Genomic DNA, 14,356 nt, shown 5'->3' on the forward strand with positions numbered 1-14,356 from the left:
AGGCGCGCGCATGTACATCGCGGCCAGCCGTACCTCGGACCTGGCGTCGGGAACCGACCGCAAACCGGCGCTCAAGCGGGTGTCCGCCAACGTCGTGGCGCTCGGGATGGTCAGCCTGGTCACCGACGTCTCGTCGGAGATGGTCACCGCCGTCCTCCCGCTCTACCTGGTGCTCGGCCTCGGCCTGAACCCGCTGCAGTTCGGGCTGCTCGACGGGCTCTACGCGGGCTCCACGGCGGTCGTGCGGGTGCTCGGCGGGCACCTCGCCGACCGGTGGCGGCGCCTCAAGGCCGTCGCCGGGTTCGGGTACGGCCTGTCCGCGGTGTGCAAGCTCGGCCTGGTCGCGGCCGGTCACTCGGTCGCGGCCATCGGCCTGGTCCTCGCCGCCGACCGCACCGGCAAGGGCCTGCGCACCGGCCCGCGCGACGCGCTGATCTCGCTGTCCAGCGAGCCGGCGGCCCTCGGCCGGTCGTTCGGCGTGCACCGGGCGATGGACACCGTCGGCGCGTTCCTCGGCCCGCTGGTGGCGATGGCGGTGCTCGCGCTGAGCCTCGGCAGCTACCCCAGCGTGTTCGTCACCAGCTTCTGCATCGCGGCGATCGCCGTGCTGCTGCTGGTCCTGTTCGTCCGCGACCACCCGGGCGGTGTCGACCGCGCCGCGGTGTCCGCGCGGGCCGCGCTCGGCCTGCTGCGGCAGCAGGACTTCCGGCGCGTGGCGCTCTGGGCCGCCCTGCTCGGCCTGGTGACGGTCGGCGACTCGTTCGTCTACCTGGTCCTGCAGCGGCGCTGGGAGATCGCGGCGACGTACTTCCCGCTGCTGCCCCTGGGCACGGCCGGGGTCTACCTGCTGCTGGCCGTGCCGCTGGGCAAGCTCGCCGACCGCGTCGGCCGCTGGCCGGTGTTCCTCGGCGGGCACGCGGCCCTGTGCCTGGCCCTGGTGCTGCTCTGCGGTCCGCAGGCGGGGCTGTGGCTCGCCTGCGTCGCGCTCGGCCTGCACGGCGTGTTCTACGCGGCCACCGACGGCGTCCTGATGGCCGCCGCCGGCCCGCTCATCCCGGCCGGCCTGCGCGCCACCGGGCTGGCCGTGGTGCAGACGGGCCAGGCCGCGGCCCGGATGCTCTCCTCCGTCCTCTTCGGACTGGCGTGGACGCTGTGGGACCTGCGGCCCGCGGTGCTCGTCGCCGCGGCCGGCCTGGCCGCCGTCGCCCTCGCCGCCGCCTTCGTGAAACCGGTGCGCCCGTGAAGAAACTCGTTCTCGCCCTCGGCGGCACGGCCCTGCTGATCGCCGCCGCCGTCACGTACACGGTCAGCGCGCGGCACGACACCGCGGCCGCCGAGCCCGCCGCCGCGTTGACCCTGGCGCCCGGGCAGCTGCTGTTCCGCGACACCGCCACCGGCCGCGTCGGGGCCGTCCCGCTCGGCGACACCAACGCGAAACCGCAGCTCAGCGGCCTGAAGTGCGACCGGTTCGCGGTGGCGCGGCAGACGGCGGTCTGCCTGGCGGTCCGGCCCGGCACGCTCCCGGCGATCACCGACGTCCTCGTCCTCGACGACCACCTCGCCGTCCGCCACACCGAGACCCTGCCCGGCACCCCGAGCCGGGCGCGCGTCTCGCCGGACGGCAAGCGCGTCGACTGGACGCTGTTCGTCACCGGCGACTCCTACGCGCAGACCGGCTTCTCGACCTTGGCCGGCCTCTACGAGGTCGACACCGGACGGCTCGTCAAGACCATCGAGGAACTGCCGGTGTTCAAGGGCGACGACCGCTACTTCGCGGCCGACGTCAACTACTGGGGCATCACCTTCGCCGCCGACGGCAACCGCTTCTACGCCACCCTCGGCAGCAAGGGCACGACGTACCTCGTTCAAGGCGACTACCGGCGCTTCCGCGGGAAGACGCTGCGCGAGAACGTCGAGTGCCCGTCGCTGTCGCCGGACGGCCGGCGGATCGCCTTCAAGAAGAAGGTCGGCGACGGCGTCTGGCGGCTGTCCGTCCTGGACCTCGCGAGCATGCGCGAGACCGGACTCGCCGAGACCCGCAGCGTGGACGACCAGGCACTCTGGCAGGACGACCGCACGATCCTGTACGGGCTCGAGAACGCCGTCTGGGCGGTCCCGGCCGACGGCTCCGGCGCGCCCCGGCAGCTGGTCGCCGGGGCCGCGTCGCCGGCTGTCACTCAGGACCCGAGGTAACGCACCTGGCCGCCCTTCCCGCGCTCGTAGCCGTCCCGCCCGGCCAGGTGCTCGGGCACGCCGACCTCCCACCAGGCCCCGGCTTCGGTCCACGCCGACGGCTGCGTCTTCACCACGACCACGGCTGGGCGCTGTTCCGAGACAGCCGCTTCCCTGGCTGAGGCGTAGGCGTCCCGAAGTGAGTCCACAGTGGACGCGGTGAACACCATGCAGCCCAGCGATTCGGCGTGGCGAGCGAAGTCCACTCGGGGTGGCGAAGCGTGCGAAGTCGTGCAGTCGGCGTAGAAGTTGTTGAACGGCTTCCCGCCCTGGCCCTCCTGCAGCCGGGCGATCACCGCGTACCCGTCGTTGTCGCAGACGACGGCGACGAACGGGTGACCGGCGAACGCGGCCGAGAACAGCTCCGAGTTCAGCATCAGGTACGAGCCGTCGCCCAGCAGCGTCGTCACCAGGCCCGGGTGCGCGATCGCCGCGCCCCAGGCCCCGGACAGCTCGTAACCCATGCAGGAGAAGCCGTATTCGACGTCCATCGAGACCGAGCCGGAGCCGCGCCAGCCGCCGATCAGCTCGCCCGGCAGCCCGCCCGACGCCGTCATGACGTAGTCGTCGGCGGCCGAGAGATCGTTGACCACGCCGACGACCTGTGCGTACGACGGCAGCTCGCCCGGAGCGGACCGCAGCGAGTCGATGTGCGCGTCCCAGGAAGCCCGCTCGGCCGACGCCCGCGAAGTCCACGACGGGTCCACCCGCCAGCTCTCCAGCTGGGCGGCGAGGTCGGTCAGGCCCGCGTCGGCGTCCCCGACCACCGACAGCGCGCCGTGCTTCACCGCGTCGAAGCGGGCCGCGTTGAGCGACACCAGCCGGACGTCGGGGGAGAAGACCGTCCAGGACGCCGTGGTGAAGTCCTGCAGCCGCGTCCCGACCGCGAGCACGACGTCGGCCGCCGCCGCGAGGACGTTCGCCGACGTCGAGCCGGTGATGCCCAGCGGCCCGGCGTGCAGCGGGTGGTCGTGCGGCACCAGCGTGCGGCCCGCCGTGGTCTCCACGAGCGGGATCCCGTGCCGCTCGGCGAACTCCCGCGCGCGCTGCCCGGCGCCGGAGTACCGGACGCCGCCGCCGAGCACCAGCAGGGGACGCTGAGAGGCGCGCAGGACCCCGGCCGCCTCGGTGACCGACCGCCGGTCCGGGCGCGGGCGCAACGGCCGGTGCGTCACCGGCTCGAAGAGCGCCTCCGGGAAGTCGTACGTCTCCGCCTGGACGTCCTGCGGTAGGGCCAGGGTCACCGGTCCCGCGTCGGCGGGGTCCGTGAGCACCCGGGCGACCTGCGGCAACGTCGAGAGCAGCTGCTCGGGCCTGCTGATCCGGTCGAAGTAGCGGGAGACCGCGCGGAAGGCGTCGTTCACCGTCGCGGTCGCGTCGCCGAACGGCTCGATCTGCTGCAGCACCGGGTCCGGCGCCCGGTTGGTGAACGTGTCGCCCGGCAGCAGCAGGACCGGTAGCCGGTTCGCGTGCGCGACACCCGCCGCGGTCACCATGTTCAGCGCACCCGGCCCGATCGACGACGTCACGACGCCGACCTGCCGCCGGTGCGTGGCCTTCGCGTACCCGACCGCGGCCAGCGCCATGCCCTGCTCGGTGTGCCCGCGCCAGACCGGGAGTTCCCCGCGGTGCTCCTCCAGGGCGGTGCCGAGGCCCAGGACGTTGCCGTGCCCGAAGATCGCGAACACGCCGGGGAAGAGCGGAACCTCACGCCCGTCCAGGGTTTCCGAGCGCTGGGCGAGGAGCCAGCGGACCAGCGCCTGTGCCGTCGTCAGCTTCACTGCACACGCCCTTCATGACTCGTGACGGGACACCGCGGGTCGAGGTCCTGCGTCGCCCACGTGTCGCGGACCCAGCCGTGCGCGGGGTCGTCGCAGAACGCCATCGACCGCTCCGCGGCCGGCCCGGCCAGGACGTTCAGGTAGTACATCGGGTAGCCCGGCGCGGCCACGCACGGCCCGTGGTAGCCGCGCGGGATCAGGAAGACGTCGTGGTCGCGCACGGCGACGTCCTCGTCCAGGTCACCGTCGGCGGTGTACGTCCGGTGCAGGCCGAAGCCTTCGCGGGACGGCGTGACGCCGTCGCGGCCGGCGATGCGGAAGTAGTAGATCTCCTCGTTGACGACCTCGCACTCGGTCGCTTCGTCGTGCTTGTGCGGCGGGTACGACGACCAGTTGCCGCCCGGGGTGATCAGCTCGCACGCGTTGAGCTTGTCGGCGTGGTCCCAGACACCGGGCACGCCGAAGTTGGTCACCTGCCGGGTCGCCTGCCCGGCGCCGCGGACCTCCACCGGCACGTCCTCGGCCGGTCCGTACTTCGGTGCCAGACGCCGGGTGCAGCGCGCCATCGGCAACGCGACTTCCAGGCCGTCCGTTGTCGACAACTCGACTTCGGCGTCGCGCGGCACGTAGGCGAAGTCCGTGACGCGTGTGAAGACCGACTCGCGGCCGCGCAGCTCGAAGACCTGGCCGTCAACGCGCACGGTCGCGGCCCCGGCCAGGGGCAGCACGAACGCCTCGAACTCGCCGGTGTGCAGGACCCGCGTCTCGCCGGGGGCCAGCGAGAGGACCCGCAGCCCGGTGTACGTCCAGCCCGCGCTGTCCGGGGTGAGCCGGACCGGGTCGGCGTCGTCGGACAGTGTCCCGAGTGGACGGTGCAGCTTGCTCACTTCAGCAGCTCCTCGATCTCCTCGGTGGTCGGCATGGCGTCGGCGCAGGCCAGCCGGGACGCCACCAGCGCGCCCGCCGCGTTCGCGTACTCGGCGATCCGCACCGGCTCCCAGCCCGAGAGCAGACCGTGGATCAGCGCCCCGCCGAAGCCGTCGCCGGCGCCGAGCCCGCAGACCACCTCGACTCGTTGCGGCGGCACGGTCGACCGGCCCTCCGGCGTCGCCACCAAGACGCCCTCGGCGCCCTTCTTGATGACGGCCAGCCGGAGGCCGCGTTCGAGCAACCGGTCGGCCGCCTCGTCCGGGTCCGCGGTGCCGACGGCCACCTCCACCTCGGTGCGGTTGCCGACCGCGGCCGTGACGTGGCCGAGCAGCCCGCCGATCTCGGCCCGGGCCTGTTCGGCCGACGGCCAGAACATCGGCCGGTAGTCCAGGTCCAGGACGGTGTGCTCCCGCCGGCCCCGGGCTTCGAGGATCTTCCGCTGGGTCGCCCGGGCCGGTTCCACGGACACGCCGGTGCCGGTGACCCACAGCAGCGGCACCGACTCGACGACGTCCCACGGCACGTCCTCGTCGGTCAGCGTCAGATCGGGCGCGATGGGGGAGCGGTAGAACAGCAGCGGCGGGTCCGCGGGCGGGTTCAGCTCGCAGAACACCACCGGCGTCTGCAGATCCGGTGACGTACCCACGAACTCCGGCGAGACGCCGAAGCCGTCGAGGGCTTGCCGGACGTAGTCGCCGAAGCCGTCCGGGCCGACCTTGGTGAGCACCGCCGTGCGCCGGCCGAGCCGCGCGGCGGCGACCGCGACGTTGGTCGCGGTCCCGCCGAGCGACTTGGCGAACGTGCTGACCCCGGCCAGCGGCACGCCGCTCTGTTCGGGATACAGGTCCACCCCGACCCGACCGATCGTCAGTGCGTCGATGGTCATGCCGCCTCCGCGGGAAAGAGTGCGTCGGCGGGCCTCACGCCTTCTCCACCTGCCGCAGCTCGTGCTCGAGGGCTTCCAGTTCGGCACCGCCCGCCATCTGCCGGGTCAGCTCGTTGATGTCGATGTCCTTCTTCTCGTACGCCCCGAGCGGCGCACCCCGCTTGAGCAGCAGGAACCGGTCGGCCACCGGGTAGGCGTGGTGCGGGTTGTGCGTGATCAGCACGACGCCGAGCCCGCGGTCACGAGCCTGGGCGACGTACTTCAGCACCACCCCGGCCTGCTTGACACCCAGCGCGGCCGTCGGCTCGTCGAGGATCAGCACCTTCGCGCCGAAGTGCACCGCCCGCGCGATCGCCACGCACTGGCGCTCACCGCCCGAGAGCGTCCCGACCGGCTGCTCGACGTCCCGCAAGTCGATGCCCATGTCGGACAGCGCCTGCTTGGTCGTCTCCCGTCCCTTGCGACGGTCGAGCATCCGGAACGGGCCGAACCCGGTCGTCGGCTCGGAGCCGAGGAAGAAGTTCCGCCAGACGCTCATCAGCGGCACCACCGCGAGGTCCTGGTACACCGTCGCGATGCCGCGGTCGAGGGCCTCGCGCGGCGAGGAGAACCGCACCGGCTCGCCCTCGACCAGGAACTCGCCGCGGTCGTGCTGGTGCACCCCGGCCAGGATCTTGATCAGCGTGGACTTCCCGGCGCCGTTGTCGCCGAGCACGCAGGTCACCTCGCCGGCGTGGACCACAGTGGACACATCGCGCAGCGCGATCACGCTGCCGTAGGTCTTCCCGATCTCGCGTACTTCGAGCAAGCTCATCGGCGTACCCTCTCCGCGCGGCGCCGGAAGGCGTTGTTGACCAGGACCGCGGCCAGCAGCATGACGCCGAGGAACAGCATGAACCAGTCGCTGTTCCACTGCGCGAACACGATGCCCTGCCGCGCCATGCCGAAGATCAGCGCGCCGATCGCCGCGCCCACCGCCGAGCCGAACCCGCCGGTGAGCAGGCAGCCGCCGATCACCGCGGCGATGATGTACTGGAACTCCAGCCCGATGCCCTGGTTCGCCTGCACGCTGGCGAACCGCAGGATGTTGATCGAGCCGACCAGCCACGCGCCGAGCGCGGTGCCCACGAACAGCAGGATCTTCGTGCGCACCACCGGCACGCCGACCGAGCGGGCCGATACCTGCGAGCCGCCGACCGCGAAGATCCAGTTGCCGAACCGGGTCCGCACCAGCAGCCACGCGGCGATCGCGGTGACGACGATCCACCAGATGATCGAGGACTGGAACTGCGTGCCGCCGATGTCGAACGTGGAGGCGAACAGGCTGCCGGCGGAGGCGTAACCGCTGGTCGAGCGCATGCCCGACACCTGCACGGTGTTGGTGACCAGCCGCGTCACGCCGAGGTTGAGCCCCTGCAGGGCCAGGAACGACCCCAGCGTGACGATGAAGCTGGGCAGCCCGGTTTTCATGACCAGCCAGCCGTTGAACGCGCCGACGCCGAGCGCGAAGACCAGCGAGGCCAGCAGCGCGAGCCAGACGTTCCAGCCCGCCTGCGTCGCCAGGATCGCGGTGACCAGCGACGTCGACGCCGTCATGACGCCGGCCGAGAGGTCGAACTCGCCGCCGACCATGAGCAGCGCGACCACGACGGCCATGATGCCCAGCGTCGAGGAGTCGTCGAGCCAGGTCGCGACGCCCAGCGGGCTGAGGAACTGGCCGGTGACGACCGAGAAGAAGACGAACACCAGCACGGCTCCGAGGAGCGCGCCGATTTCGGGGCGGACGACCAGGCGGTCGGTCAGCCCTTTCTTGGCGACGCGCTCGTCGGGCTGCGCCTGGATCGCTGCGGTCATCGCGTGCCGCGCTGCGCGTACGGGGCGATGGTGTCGATGTTGGTCTTGTCGACGAAGCCGGGGCCGGTCTGCACCGGGTGGCCGCCGCCGATGGTGTTGCCGTTCTCCTTGTACAGCTTGAGGAACACGATCGGCAGGTAGCCCTGCTCGTACTGCTGCTGGTCGACGGCGAAGAGGATGCTGCCATCCTTGATGGCCGTGACGACGTCGGCGTTCAGGTCGAAGGTGGCGACCTGGGCCTTGGAGCTCGCTTCCTTGGCCGCGGCGACCGCGCGGGCAGCGACCTGCGAGTTCAGCGCCAGCACCGCGTCGATCGACGGGTCGGACTGCAGCGCGCCGCGGATCCGGGCCTGCGCGTCGGTCGGGTTGGAGATGTCGACCTGCAGCGTCGTGACGTTGCCGAACGTCTGCTTCGCGCCGTCGCAGCGCTGGTTCTGGCCGATGTTGCCGGCCTCGTGGATGACGCACAGCAGCTTGGTCTTGCCCGCCGCCTTGAGCCGCTGCCCGGCGCCCTGGCCCGCCAGGCCCTCGCTCTGGCCGACGTGCGCGACCGCGCCGAACTGGGCGCTGAAGTCCTCGCCGGAGTTGATGGTGATGACCGGGATGCCGGCCTTGACCGCGTTCTGGATCGACGTCTGCAGGGCCTGCGGGTTCGCCATCGAGACGACCAGGCCGCCGACCTTCTGCGCCACCGCGTTGTCGATCAGCCGGGCCTGGTTGCCGGGGTCGCCGTCGGAGAAGTAGTCGACGCCGACGTTCAGGTCCTTGCCCGCCTGCTCGGCGCCGTTCTTGACGACGTTCCAGAAGGCGTCGCCGGCGCTGCCGTGGGTGACCACGGCGACCTTGAGCGGGCCGCCCGTGCTCGGCGCCGGGGCGGCCGAGGAACTGGAGCTGCTGTTCGAGTTGTCGGCGGCCGGGCCGCTGCAGGCGGAGAGGACCAGCCCGGCGGCGGCGATCGCCGCCACGCCGGCCAGCTTCTTGAGAGAGAACACAGTCACTCCTTCGGGACCAGGTTTTCAGAGGGAGTCGGTGATCGTCGCGAGGTGGGCCAGGCTGCGCCCGGTGTCCCGCCGGGGCAGGTCGTTGGGGCTCTCCTCGCCGAGGGCGGTGTCCTGTTCGAGGACGTACCAGCCGTCGTAGCCGGCGGCCTGGACCGAGCGCACCAGCGCCGCCACGTCCACGTCGCCTTCGCCGAGCGGGGTGTACATGCCCCGCCCGACCGCGTCGGTGTAGGCCAGCCGGCCCGCGCGCACTTCGGCCGCGAGGTCTTCCCGGACGTCCTTGAGATGCACGTGCCCCACCCGTTCGGGATACCGCTTCGCCAGCTCCACCGGATCCGTCCCGCCGATCATCAGGTGCCCGGTGTCGAGGCACAACCCGAGATCGGAATCGGCGAGGAAGCGCTCGACCTCGGCCTGCTGCTCCACGTGCGTCCCGACGTGCGGGTGCAGCACCGTGCGCAGGCCGTGGCGCGCCGCGACGTCCCGGATCTTCCCGGCGGTGCCGACGAGGGTCGCCCATTCGGCGTCGGTGAGCCGCGGGCGCTCGTCGTAGCCCTCGAGGCCCGTCGCGGCGGCGAGGACGAGGACGTCACCCCCGCAGGCCGCGAAGAGCGCGGCCGACTCCTCGGCTTCGGCCAGCGCCCGCTCCGGGTGCTCGTGGAGGACGACGGCGAGGAAGCCGCCGACGAGCGTCAGGTCGTACCCCGCCAGCAGCTCGCGCAGGGCGGCGGGCTCGCGGGGCAGGTACCCGGGCGGCCCCAGCTCGGTGGCCTGGACGCCGAGCGCCGCCATCTCGGCCAGCACGGTGGCCGCGTCCAGCACCCGGCCCCAGCCCGGTACTTCGCAGACGCCCCAGGAGATCGGGGCGGCGGCCACGCGGATCGTCGCTGTCACAAGGGGCCTCCGTTGGTCCGTTGGAGCGCTCTATTGATTAGAGCGCTCTAATCTTGTAGCGTCCGTCACACCAAGTCAAGGCCGAGTTTTCCGAGATCAGGGGGGTGGGGTCGTGCGTCCGACGATGGAGGACGTCGCCGCGCGGGCGGGAGTTTCCCGCGCGCTGGTCTCCCTGGTGATGCGGAATTCACCGAAGGTGTCCGACGCGCGGCGCGCCGCCGTGCTGCGCGCGGCCGAAGAGCTCGGCTACCAGCCGCACGTGATGGCGCGGTCGCTGGCCAGCAGGACGTCCACCGTGCTCGGCGTGATGGTCAACGACCTGCGCAACGCCTTCTTCGCCGACATCGTCGAGGAACTGGACGCTGCCGCGCAGGCGGCGGGGTTCGACCTGATCCTCAACACCGGCGGCCGCAGTCCCACGCGGGAGTGGAACGCCCTGCACAACCTGCTTTCCTTCCGCCCGGCCGGGATCATCCTGCTCTCGCCGGTCGTCCCGGCGGCGTCGATCCAGATCGCGGCCAAGCAGTGCCCGGTCGTCCTGGTCTCGCGGACGGTCCGGTCGTCCATTGTGGACACGGTGAACGACGACGGCGAGGCGGGCTCGGCGCTGGCGGTCGACCACCTGGTCGGCCTCGGGCACCGGCGCATCGCGCACCTCGACGGCGGCGGCGCGGCCGGCGCGGCGCAGCGGCGGCGCGGGTTCGAGGCGGCGATGCGGCGGCACGGCCTCGAGCCGATCGTCGTGCGCAGCGAACACACCGACATCGGGGGTGAGAACGCCGTGCGCGAGCTGCTCGCCGCGTACCTCCGCCCGGACCTGCCGACGGGTTTGGTCTCGGGCAACGACTTCAACGCCGTGGGCGCGATCTCGGCGCTCGAGGAGGCCGGGCTGCGGGTGCCCGAGGACGTCTCGGTCGTCGGCTACGACAACACGTCGCTGGCCGCGCTGCGGCACCTGTCGCTGACCACGGTGGACCAGCCGCGCACGGAGATGGCGCGGCTGGCCTTCGCGGCGCTGCTCGAGCGCGTCCGCGGGGAGCGCACGGAGCCGGTCCGGCACCTGCTGCACCCGTCACTGGTGGTCCGCGCGACCACCGCCGAATCCACCGCAGGAGAAGGAGCTTCACGATGAGGTTGGGACTGGCGGGCACCGGCCGGATCGGCACCGCGCACGCGGAAACGCTGAAGGGCTTCGACGAGGTCGAGTCGGTCGTCGTGGCCGACGTCGACCCCGCGCGGGCCGCCTCGGCCGCCGCGAAGCTCGGTGTCGAACCGGTTCCCCTGGACGAGCTGTTCGCCGCGGGGCTGGACGGCGTGGTCGTCACGGCGGCCACGGACGCGCACCCGGGCCTGATCATCGCGGCCGTCGACGCGGGCATCCCGGTGTTCTGCGAAAAGCCGGTGGCGGCGGACATCCCGGGCACCCTGGCGGTGATCGACCGCATCGGCGCTTCGGACGTCCCGGTCCAGATCGGTTTCCAGCGCCGGTTCGACGCCGGTTACGCGGCGGCGCGGGCGGCGGTCGGGTCCGGTGAGCTCGGCTGGCTGCACACGCTGCGTGCGACGACGTTCGACCCGGCGCCCCCGCCGGCGGAGTACGTGGCCCACTCGGGCGGGCTGTTCCGCGACTGCGGCGTCCACGACTTCGACATCATCCGCTGGGTGAGCGGCCGCGAGGTCGAGGAGGTGTACGCGATCGGCGCGAACCGCGGCGAGCGGTTCTTCCGCGACGCGGGCGACGTCGACACGGCGGCGGCGACACTGACCCTGGACGACGGCACCCTGGCGACGGTGTCGCTGACCCGCTACAACGGCGCGGGGTACGACGTGCGCCTCGACGTGCTCGGCTCGGTTTCCGGTGTGGTGGTCGGGCTGGACGACCGGGCGCCGCTGCGGTCGGTCGAGCCGGGGGTGGCGCCGCTGCCCGGGCCGGCCTACCCCGGGTTCATGGAGCGGTTCCGGCCGGCGTACACGACGGAGCTGCGGGCGTTCCTGGACGTCGTCGCGGGCCGGGCGCCGGTGCCGTGCGGGGCGGCGGACGCGTTGGAGGCGTTCTACATCGCGGAGGCGTGCGAGGTGTCGCGCCGGGACCGGCGGCCGGTCCGGCTGGCCGAGGTCAGGCGCTGAGCAGCTTGCGGACCGTGCGCTCGACGAGCGCCGCGGCCTTCGGCGGGGGAGTGCGGCCGGTCGAGAGGTAGCGGTGGACGACCGCGCGCGGAATTTCGACCAGGGCGAGCACGACCTCTTCGTCCGTGGCGCCGGTGAGCGGCGGCAGGTTCAGCGTCGCGCGTTTCAGCGCGCCGCGCAGTTCCTGTTCCGCTTCGGCGAGGGCCGCGTGCGCCTCGGCGGACCAGCCGGCCGGCTCGAAGGCCTGCAGGCCCGCGTCGAGGACCCGCGCGCCCTCGGGGTGCTTGCGGCACCAGTGGACGACGCTCGTCGCGGCCGCCACCGCCGCTTCGACGTCGGTTGCGTCGCCGAGGGCGGCGGTGAAGGTGTCCTGGAAGTCGCGCAGGGTGCGGAGCCAGAGCCGGGCGAGCAGGGCCGGACGGTCCGGGAAGCGGTGGTAGATCGAGCCGTTCGGCGCGCCGGCGGCCTTCGCGGTGGCCGCCATCGTGACCGCCCGGGCACCCCCGCCGGCGAACAGCGCCGCGGCGGCGTCGAGGAACTGCGCTGTGGTGTGCGTCGCGGGCCGGCCCATGTTGTAGAGACTATGCTCTAATACGTTCTGGAGGACAGTCTCCAGAACGGGAGGGCCTCACCGTGGTCCGCAACGTGCACACCCGGCGGTTCCCCGCGTCCCGGGCGCATCTCACCGAGCTCCTCGAAACCCTCGGCACCCCCGGCGACCGCCTGTGGCCGGTGGCGGACTGGCCGCCGGCGCGGCTGGACGGCCCCCGGGTCCCGGGCACCCCGGCCGGCCACGGCCCGGTCCGCTACGTGCTCACCGACGTCGCCCCGGACCGCCTCCGCTTCCGGTTCACGGCCCCGGCGGGCGTCCACGGACACCACGAGTTCGCGATCGACGGCGACGCGCTGACCCACGTCCTGTCGGCGACCCTGCACGGCTGGGCCCGGCTGACGTGGCCGCTGTTCTTCCGGCCGTTGCACGACGCCGTGCTGGAGCAGCTGCTGGACCGGGCGGAGTTCGAGCTGACCGGCCGGGTCGCCGAGCCGGTCCGGTGGTCGCCCTGCGTCCGGTTCCTGCGCGGGCTGGGGCGGCTGCGCCCCGGGCGGCCGGCGGCGCTCAGGCCGTGACGCGCCAGTGCTCGACGATCCGGCCGTCCCGGAGCCGCTCGATCTGCATCTGCCGCGCGGGTTCCGGCCCGAAGCCGTGGACCAGCAGGTGCGCGGCCACGAGGTCGCCGTCCGCCAGCAGGTGGACCTCCTCGAACCGCAGGCCGGGCGCCTGCCGCCGGAGGTCCTCGACGATCGGCTTGAGGCCTGCCGGACCGCGCGGCAGGTCCGGCAGGCTCGGGCTGTGGTTGACGTACGCCGGGTCGATGAGCTCGTCGAAGGCGGCGAGGTCACCGCGGTTGAACGCGGCCAGGTAGCGGCGGACGACGTCAATGTTGGTCATGCCGCCAGGCAACCAGCGGCCCGGCGGGAACGGAAATACGCCATTTATGCTGATGGCGTATGAATGGGTTCGAGGCTTTCGTCGCGGTCGCCGAGGAGCTGCACTTCGGCCGCGCCGCCGACCGGCTGGGCGTCAGCCAGCCGACGCTCTCGCGGGCGGTCGGCGGGCTCGAGCGCGCGCTCGGCGTGACGCTCTTCGACCGCACCACCCGCCGCGTCGCGCTGACGGCCGAAGGGGAGGCGATGCTGCCCGACGCCCGCACCGTCGTGGACGCGGCCCAGGCCGCCGGGCGCCGGGCGCGTCGCGCGGGAGGCTTGGTGGTGGTGTCCAAACCGGACGGTGACGGCGGCCTCCTGCCGGGCATCCTCGCGGCCTTGGCCGAGCCCGCCGAACTGCTGTTCGCGACGACGGGTGACGAAGCGGCCCGCATGCTGCGCGACGGCCGCGGGGACGTCGCCCTGCTGGCCGCGCCCTTCGACCGGATGGGGCTGGACGTCGAGCAGGTCCGCGCCGAGCCACGGGTGGCGGCCCAGCCGCGGGGCCGGGAGGCGACGACGCTCGCGGAGGTGCTCGCTCGCCCGGCGGTGACGTGGCCGGGTGTCGACGAGCGGCTCGACGCGTACTACCGCGCGCGGGACACCGAACCCGCCGACGCTCCGCCGGCGAGGTACGGGCCGCCGGCGAAGGACCTCGCCGAGGCGCTGCGGTGGGTCGAACTCGGCCAGGCGGTGACGTTCCTGCCGGAGTCGGTCGCCCGGCGGTACCCGCGCGACGGGATCGCGTACCGCCGGATCGACGGGCTCAGCGAGGCGCGGCTCCAGGTGGCCTGGCCGGAGACCTCCCGTTCACCGCGGGTGGCGGCCTTCGTGCGTGCCGCGCTCGGCCAGTAGCGGCAGGATCTCGGTCCGCACGTACTCCAGCCCGTCCCGTTCGGGGAGGATGTGCGGCCCCTGCACCCAGACGACCCCGTGCCGCACCGCCGCGGCGGTCACCCGCTCCCGCAGTTCACCCACCACTCCCGCGCCCAGCACCAGGGCGTCCACCAACCCCAGCCGCGCCAGAACGGCTTCCTCCGAAGCGACGCCGTCCGCGGCGAAACCCGCCGCGGACAGCGCCGCCGTCACCCTCGAAACCGTGGCCGGGTTGCGGCCGAACAGCAGCACCTTCATGCCGCCCAGGATCACACTTCAAGGGCGCTCGA

General features: G+C 72.8%; 16 protein-coding genes. 6 read left to right on the forward strand and 10 right to left on the reverse strand.

Going from position 1 to position 14,356, the window contains the following annotated elements:
* Positions 1-10 precede the first annotated feature (10 nt).
* The gene (locus ACLJPY_RS24090; RefSeq protein ID WP_410591672.1) at positions 11-1,243 is read left to right on the forward strand and encodes an MFS transporter; all 1,233 of its coding nucleotides are present in this window, start codon (positions 11-13) and stop codon (positions 1,241-1,243) included.
* Positions 1,240-2,193, forward strand: a complete 954-nt coding sequence (locus ACLJPY_RS24095; RefSeq protein WP_410591674.1) for a hypothetical protein — start codon at positions 1,240-1,242, stop codon at positions 2,191-2,193. Before ACLJPY_RS24090 ends, ACLJPY_RS24095 begins: the two co-directional genes overlap by 4 nt.
* Here ACLJPY_RS24095 and iolD read toward each other — a convergent pair.
* The 7 genes from iolD to ACLJPY_RS24130 are packed head-to-tail and all read right to left on the reverse strand — an operon-like array spanning position 2,178 to position 9,578.
* Positions 2,178-4,013 carry a 3D-(3,5/4)-trihydroxycyclohexane-1,2-dione acylhydrolase (decyclizing) gene (iolD, locus tag ACLJPY_RS24100; protein ID WP_410591675.1) on the reverse strand — a complete coding sequence of 612 codons (1,836 nt, stop codon included), beginning with the start codon at positions 4,011-4,013 and terminating at the stop codon, positions 2,178-2,180. The genes ACLJPY_RS24095 and iolD overlap by 16 nt on opposite strands.
* Positions 4,010-4,900 (reverse strand): 5-deoxy-glucuronate isomerase, encoded by an 891-nt coding sequence (iolB, locus tag ACLJPY_RS24105; RefSeq protein WP_410591676.1) that lies wholly within the window; start codon positions 4,898-4,900, stop codon positions 4,010-4,012. The genes iolD and iolB overlap by 4 nt, the downstream gene beginning before the upstream one ends.
* Entirely contained in the window at positions 4,897-5,829 is a 933-nt protein-coding gene (gene iolC, locus ACLJPY_RS24110; RefSeq protein ID WP_410591678.1) for a 5-dehydro-2-deoxygluconokinase, read from the reverse strand. Before iolC ends, iolB begins: the two co-directional genes overlap by 4 nt.
* A 34-nt stretch (positions 5,830-5,863) precedes the next feature.
* A complete protein-coding gene (locus ACLJPY_RS24115; protein WP_410591679.1) occupies positions 5,864-6,643 on the reverse strand; it encodes an ATP-binding cassette domain-containing protein in 780 nt (259 codons plus the stop codon).
* Positions 6,640-7,683, reverse strand: a complete 1,044-nt coding sequence (locus tag ACLJPY_RS24120; RefSeq protein ID WP_410591681.1) for an ABC transporter permease — start codon at positions 7,681-7,683, stop codon at positions 6,640-6,642. Before ACLJPY_RS24120 ends, ACLJPY_RS24115 begins: the two co-directional genes overlap by 4 nt.
* The gene (locus ACLJPY_RS24125) at positions 7,680-8,675 is read right to left on the reverse strand and encodes a sugar ABC transporter substrate-binding protein (protein ID WP_410591682.1); all 996 of its coding nucleotides are present in this window, start codon (positions 8,673-8,675) and stop codon (positions 7,680-7,682) included. The genes ACLJPY_RS24120 and ACLJPY_RS24125 overlap by 4 nt, the downstream gene beginning before the upstream one ends.
* 24 nt (positions 8,676-8,699) lie before the next feature.
* Positions 8,700-9,578, reverse strand: coding sequence for a TIM barrel protein (locus ACLJPY_RS24130; RefSeq protein WP_410591684.1), 879 nt, complete (start codon positions 9,576-9,578; stop codon positions 8,700-8,702).
* A 124-nt stretch (positions 9,579-9,702) separates the two neighbouring features.
* Here ACLJPY_RS24130 and ACLJPY_RS24135 point away from each other — a divergent pair, with 124 nt between their 5' ends.
* Complete coding sequence (locus tag ACLJPY_RS24135; RefSeq protein ID WP_410591863.1) at positions 9,703-10,710, forward strand: LacI family DNA-binding transcriptional regulator; 1,008 nt, start codon at positions 9,703-9,705, stop codon at positions 10,708-10,710.
* A complete protein-coding gene (locus tag ACLJPY_RS24140; RefSeq protein WP_410591686.1) occupies positions 10,707-11,705 on the forward strand; it encodes a Gfo/Idh/MocA family oxidoreductase in 999 nt (332 codons plus the stop codon). The genes ACLJPY_RS24135 and ACLJPY_RS24140 overlap by 4 nt, the downstream gene beginning before the upstream one ends.
* Here ACLJPY_RS24140 and ACLJPY_RS24145 read toward each other — a convergent pair.
* Positions 11,695-12,276 carry a TetR family transcriptional regulator gene (locus ACLJPY_RS24145; RefSeq protein WP_410591687.1) on the reverse strand — a complete coding sequence of 194 codons (582 nt, stop codon included), beginning with the start codon at positions 12,274-12,276 and terminating at the stop codon, positions 11,695-11,697. The two genes, ACLJPY_RS24140 and ACLJPY_RS24145, sit on opposite strands and share 11 nt — an antisense overlap.
* 62 nt (positions 12,277-12,338) lie before the next feature.
* On the opposite strand from ACLJPY_RS24145, the gene ACLJPY_RS24150 reads away from it, so the two are divergent.
* Positions 12,339-12,833 (forward strand): SRPBCC family protein, encoded by a 495-nt coding sequence (locus ACLJPY_RS24150; RefSeq protein WP_410591689.1) that lies wholly within the window; start codon positions 12,339-12,341, stop codon positions 12,831-12,833.
* Here ACLJPY_RS24150 and ACLJPY_RS24155 read toward each other — a convergent pair.
* Positions 12,823-13,155, reverse strand: coding sequence for an ester cyclase (locus ACLJPY_RS24155; protein WP_410591691.1), 333 nt, complete (start codon positions 13,153-13,155; stop codon positions 12,823-12,825). The two genes, ACLJPY_RS24150 and ACLJPY_RS24155, sit on opposite strands and share 11 nt — an antisense overlap.
* A gap of 59 nt (positions 13,156-13,214) precedes the next feature.
* Between ACLJPY_RS24155 and ACLJPY_RS24160 the strand changes: the two genes are divergently transcribed.
* A complete protein-coding gene (locus ACLJPY_RS24160) occupies positions 13,215-14,045 on the forward strand; it encodes a LysR family transcriptional regulator (protein WP_410591692.1) in 831 nt (276 codons plus the stop codon).
* Here ACLJPY_RS24160 and ACLJPY_RS24165 read toward each other — a convergent pair.
* On the reverse strand, positions 14,001-14,324 hold the full coding sequence (locus tag ACLJPY_RS24165) for a hypothetical protein (protein ID WP_410591693.1): 324 nt from the start codon (positions 14,322-14,324) through the stop codon (positions 14,001-14,003). The genes ACLJPY_RS24160 and ACLJPY_RS24165 overlap by 45 nt on opposite strands.
* Positions 14,325-14,356: the final 32 nt, after the last annotated feature.

It is taken from the genome of Amycolatopsis sp. lyj-23 (assembly GCF_046549135.1).
GTDB lineage: Bacteria > Actinomycetota > Actinomycetes > Mycobacteriales > Pseudonocardiaceae > Amycolatopsis.

What these genes read in the sequence shown, in the direction of transcription:
- ACLJPY_RS24090 (WP_410591672.1), top strand. Translation starts at nt 11, where the DNA reads ATGTACATCGCGGCCAGCCGTACCTCGGACCTGGCGTCGGGAACCGAC.
- iolC (WP_410591678.1), bottom strand. Translation starts at nt 5,829, where the DNA reads ATGACCATCGACGCACTGACGATCGGTCGGGTCGGGGTGGACCTGTAT.
- ACLJPY_RS24115 (WP_410591679.1), bottom strand. Translation starts at nt 6,643, where the DNA reads ATGAGCTTGCTCGAAGTACGCGAGATCGGGAAGACCTACGGCAGCGTG.
- ACLJPY_RS24120 (WP_410591681.1), bottom strand. Translation starts at nt 7,683, where the DNA reads ATGACCGCAGCGATCCAGGCGCAGCCCGACGAGCGCGTCGCCAAGAAA.
- ACLJPY_RS24135 (WP_410591863.1), top strand. Translation starts at nt 9,703, where the DNA reads ATGGAGGACGTCGCCGCGCGGGCGGGAGTTTCCCGCGCGCTGGTCTCC.
- ACLJPY_RS24140 (WP_410591686.1), top strand. Translation starts at nt 10,707, where the DNA reads ATGAGGTTGGGACTGGCGGGCACCGGCCGGATCGGCACCGCGCACGCG.
- ACLJPY_RS24145 (WP_410591687.1), bottom strand. Translation starts at nt 12,276, where the DNA reads ATGGGCCGGCCCGCGACGCACACCACAGCGCAGTTCCTCGACGCCGCC.
- ACLJPY_RS24155 (WP_410591691.1), bottom strand. Translation starts at nt 13,155, where the DNA reads ATGACCAACATTGACGTCGTCCGCCGCTACCTGGCCGCGTTCAACCGC.
- ACLJPY_RS24160 (WP_410591692.1), top strand. Translation starts at nt 13,215, where the DNA reads ATGAATGGGTTCGAGGCTTTCGTCGCGGTCGCCGAGGAGCTGCACTTC.
- ACLJPY_RS24165 (WP_410591693.1), bottom strand. Translation starts at nt 14,324, where the DNA reads ATGAAGGTGCTGCTGTTCGGCCGCAACCCGGCCACGGTTTCGAGGGTG.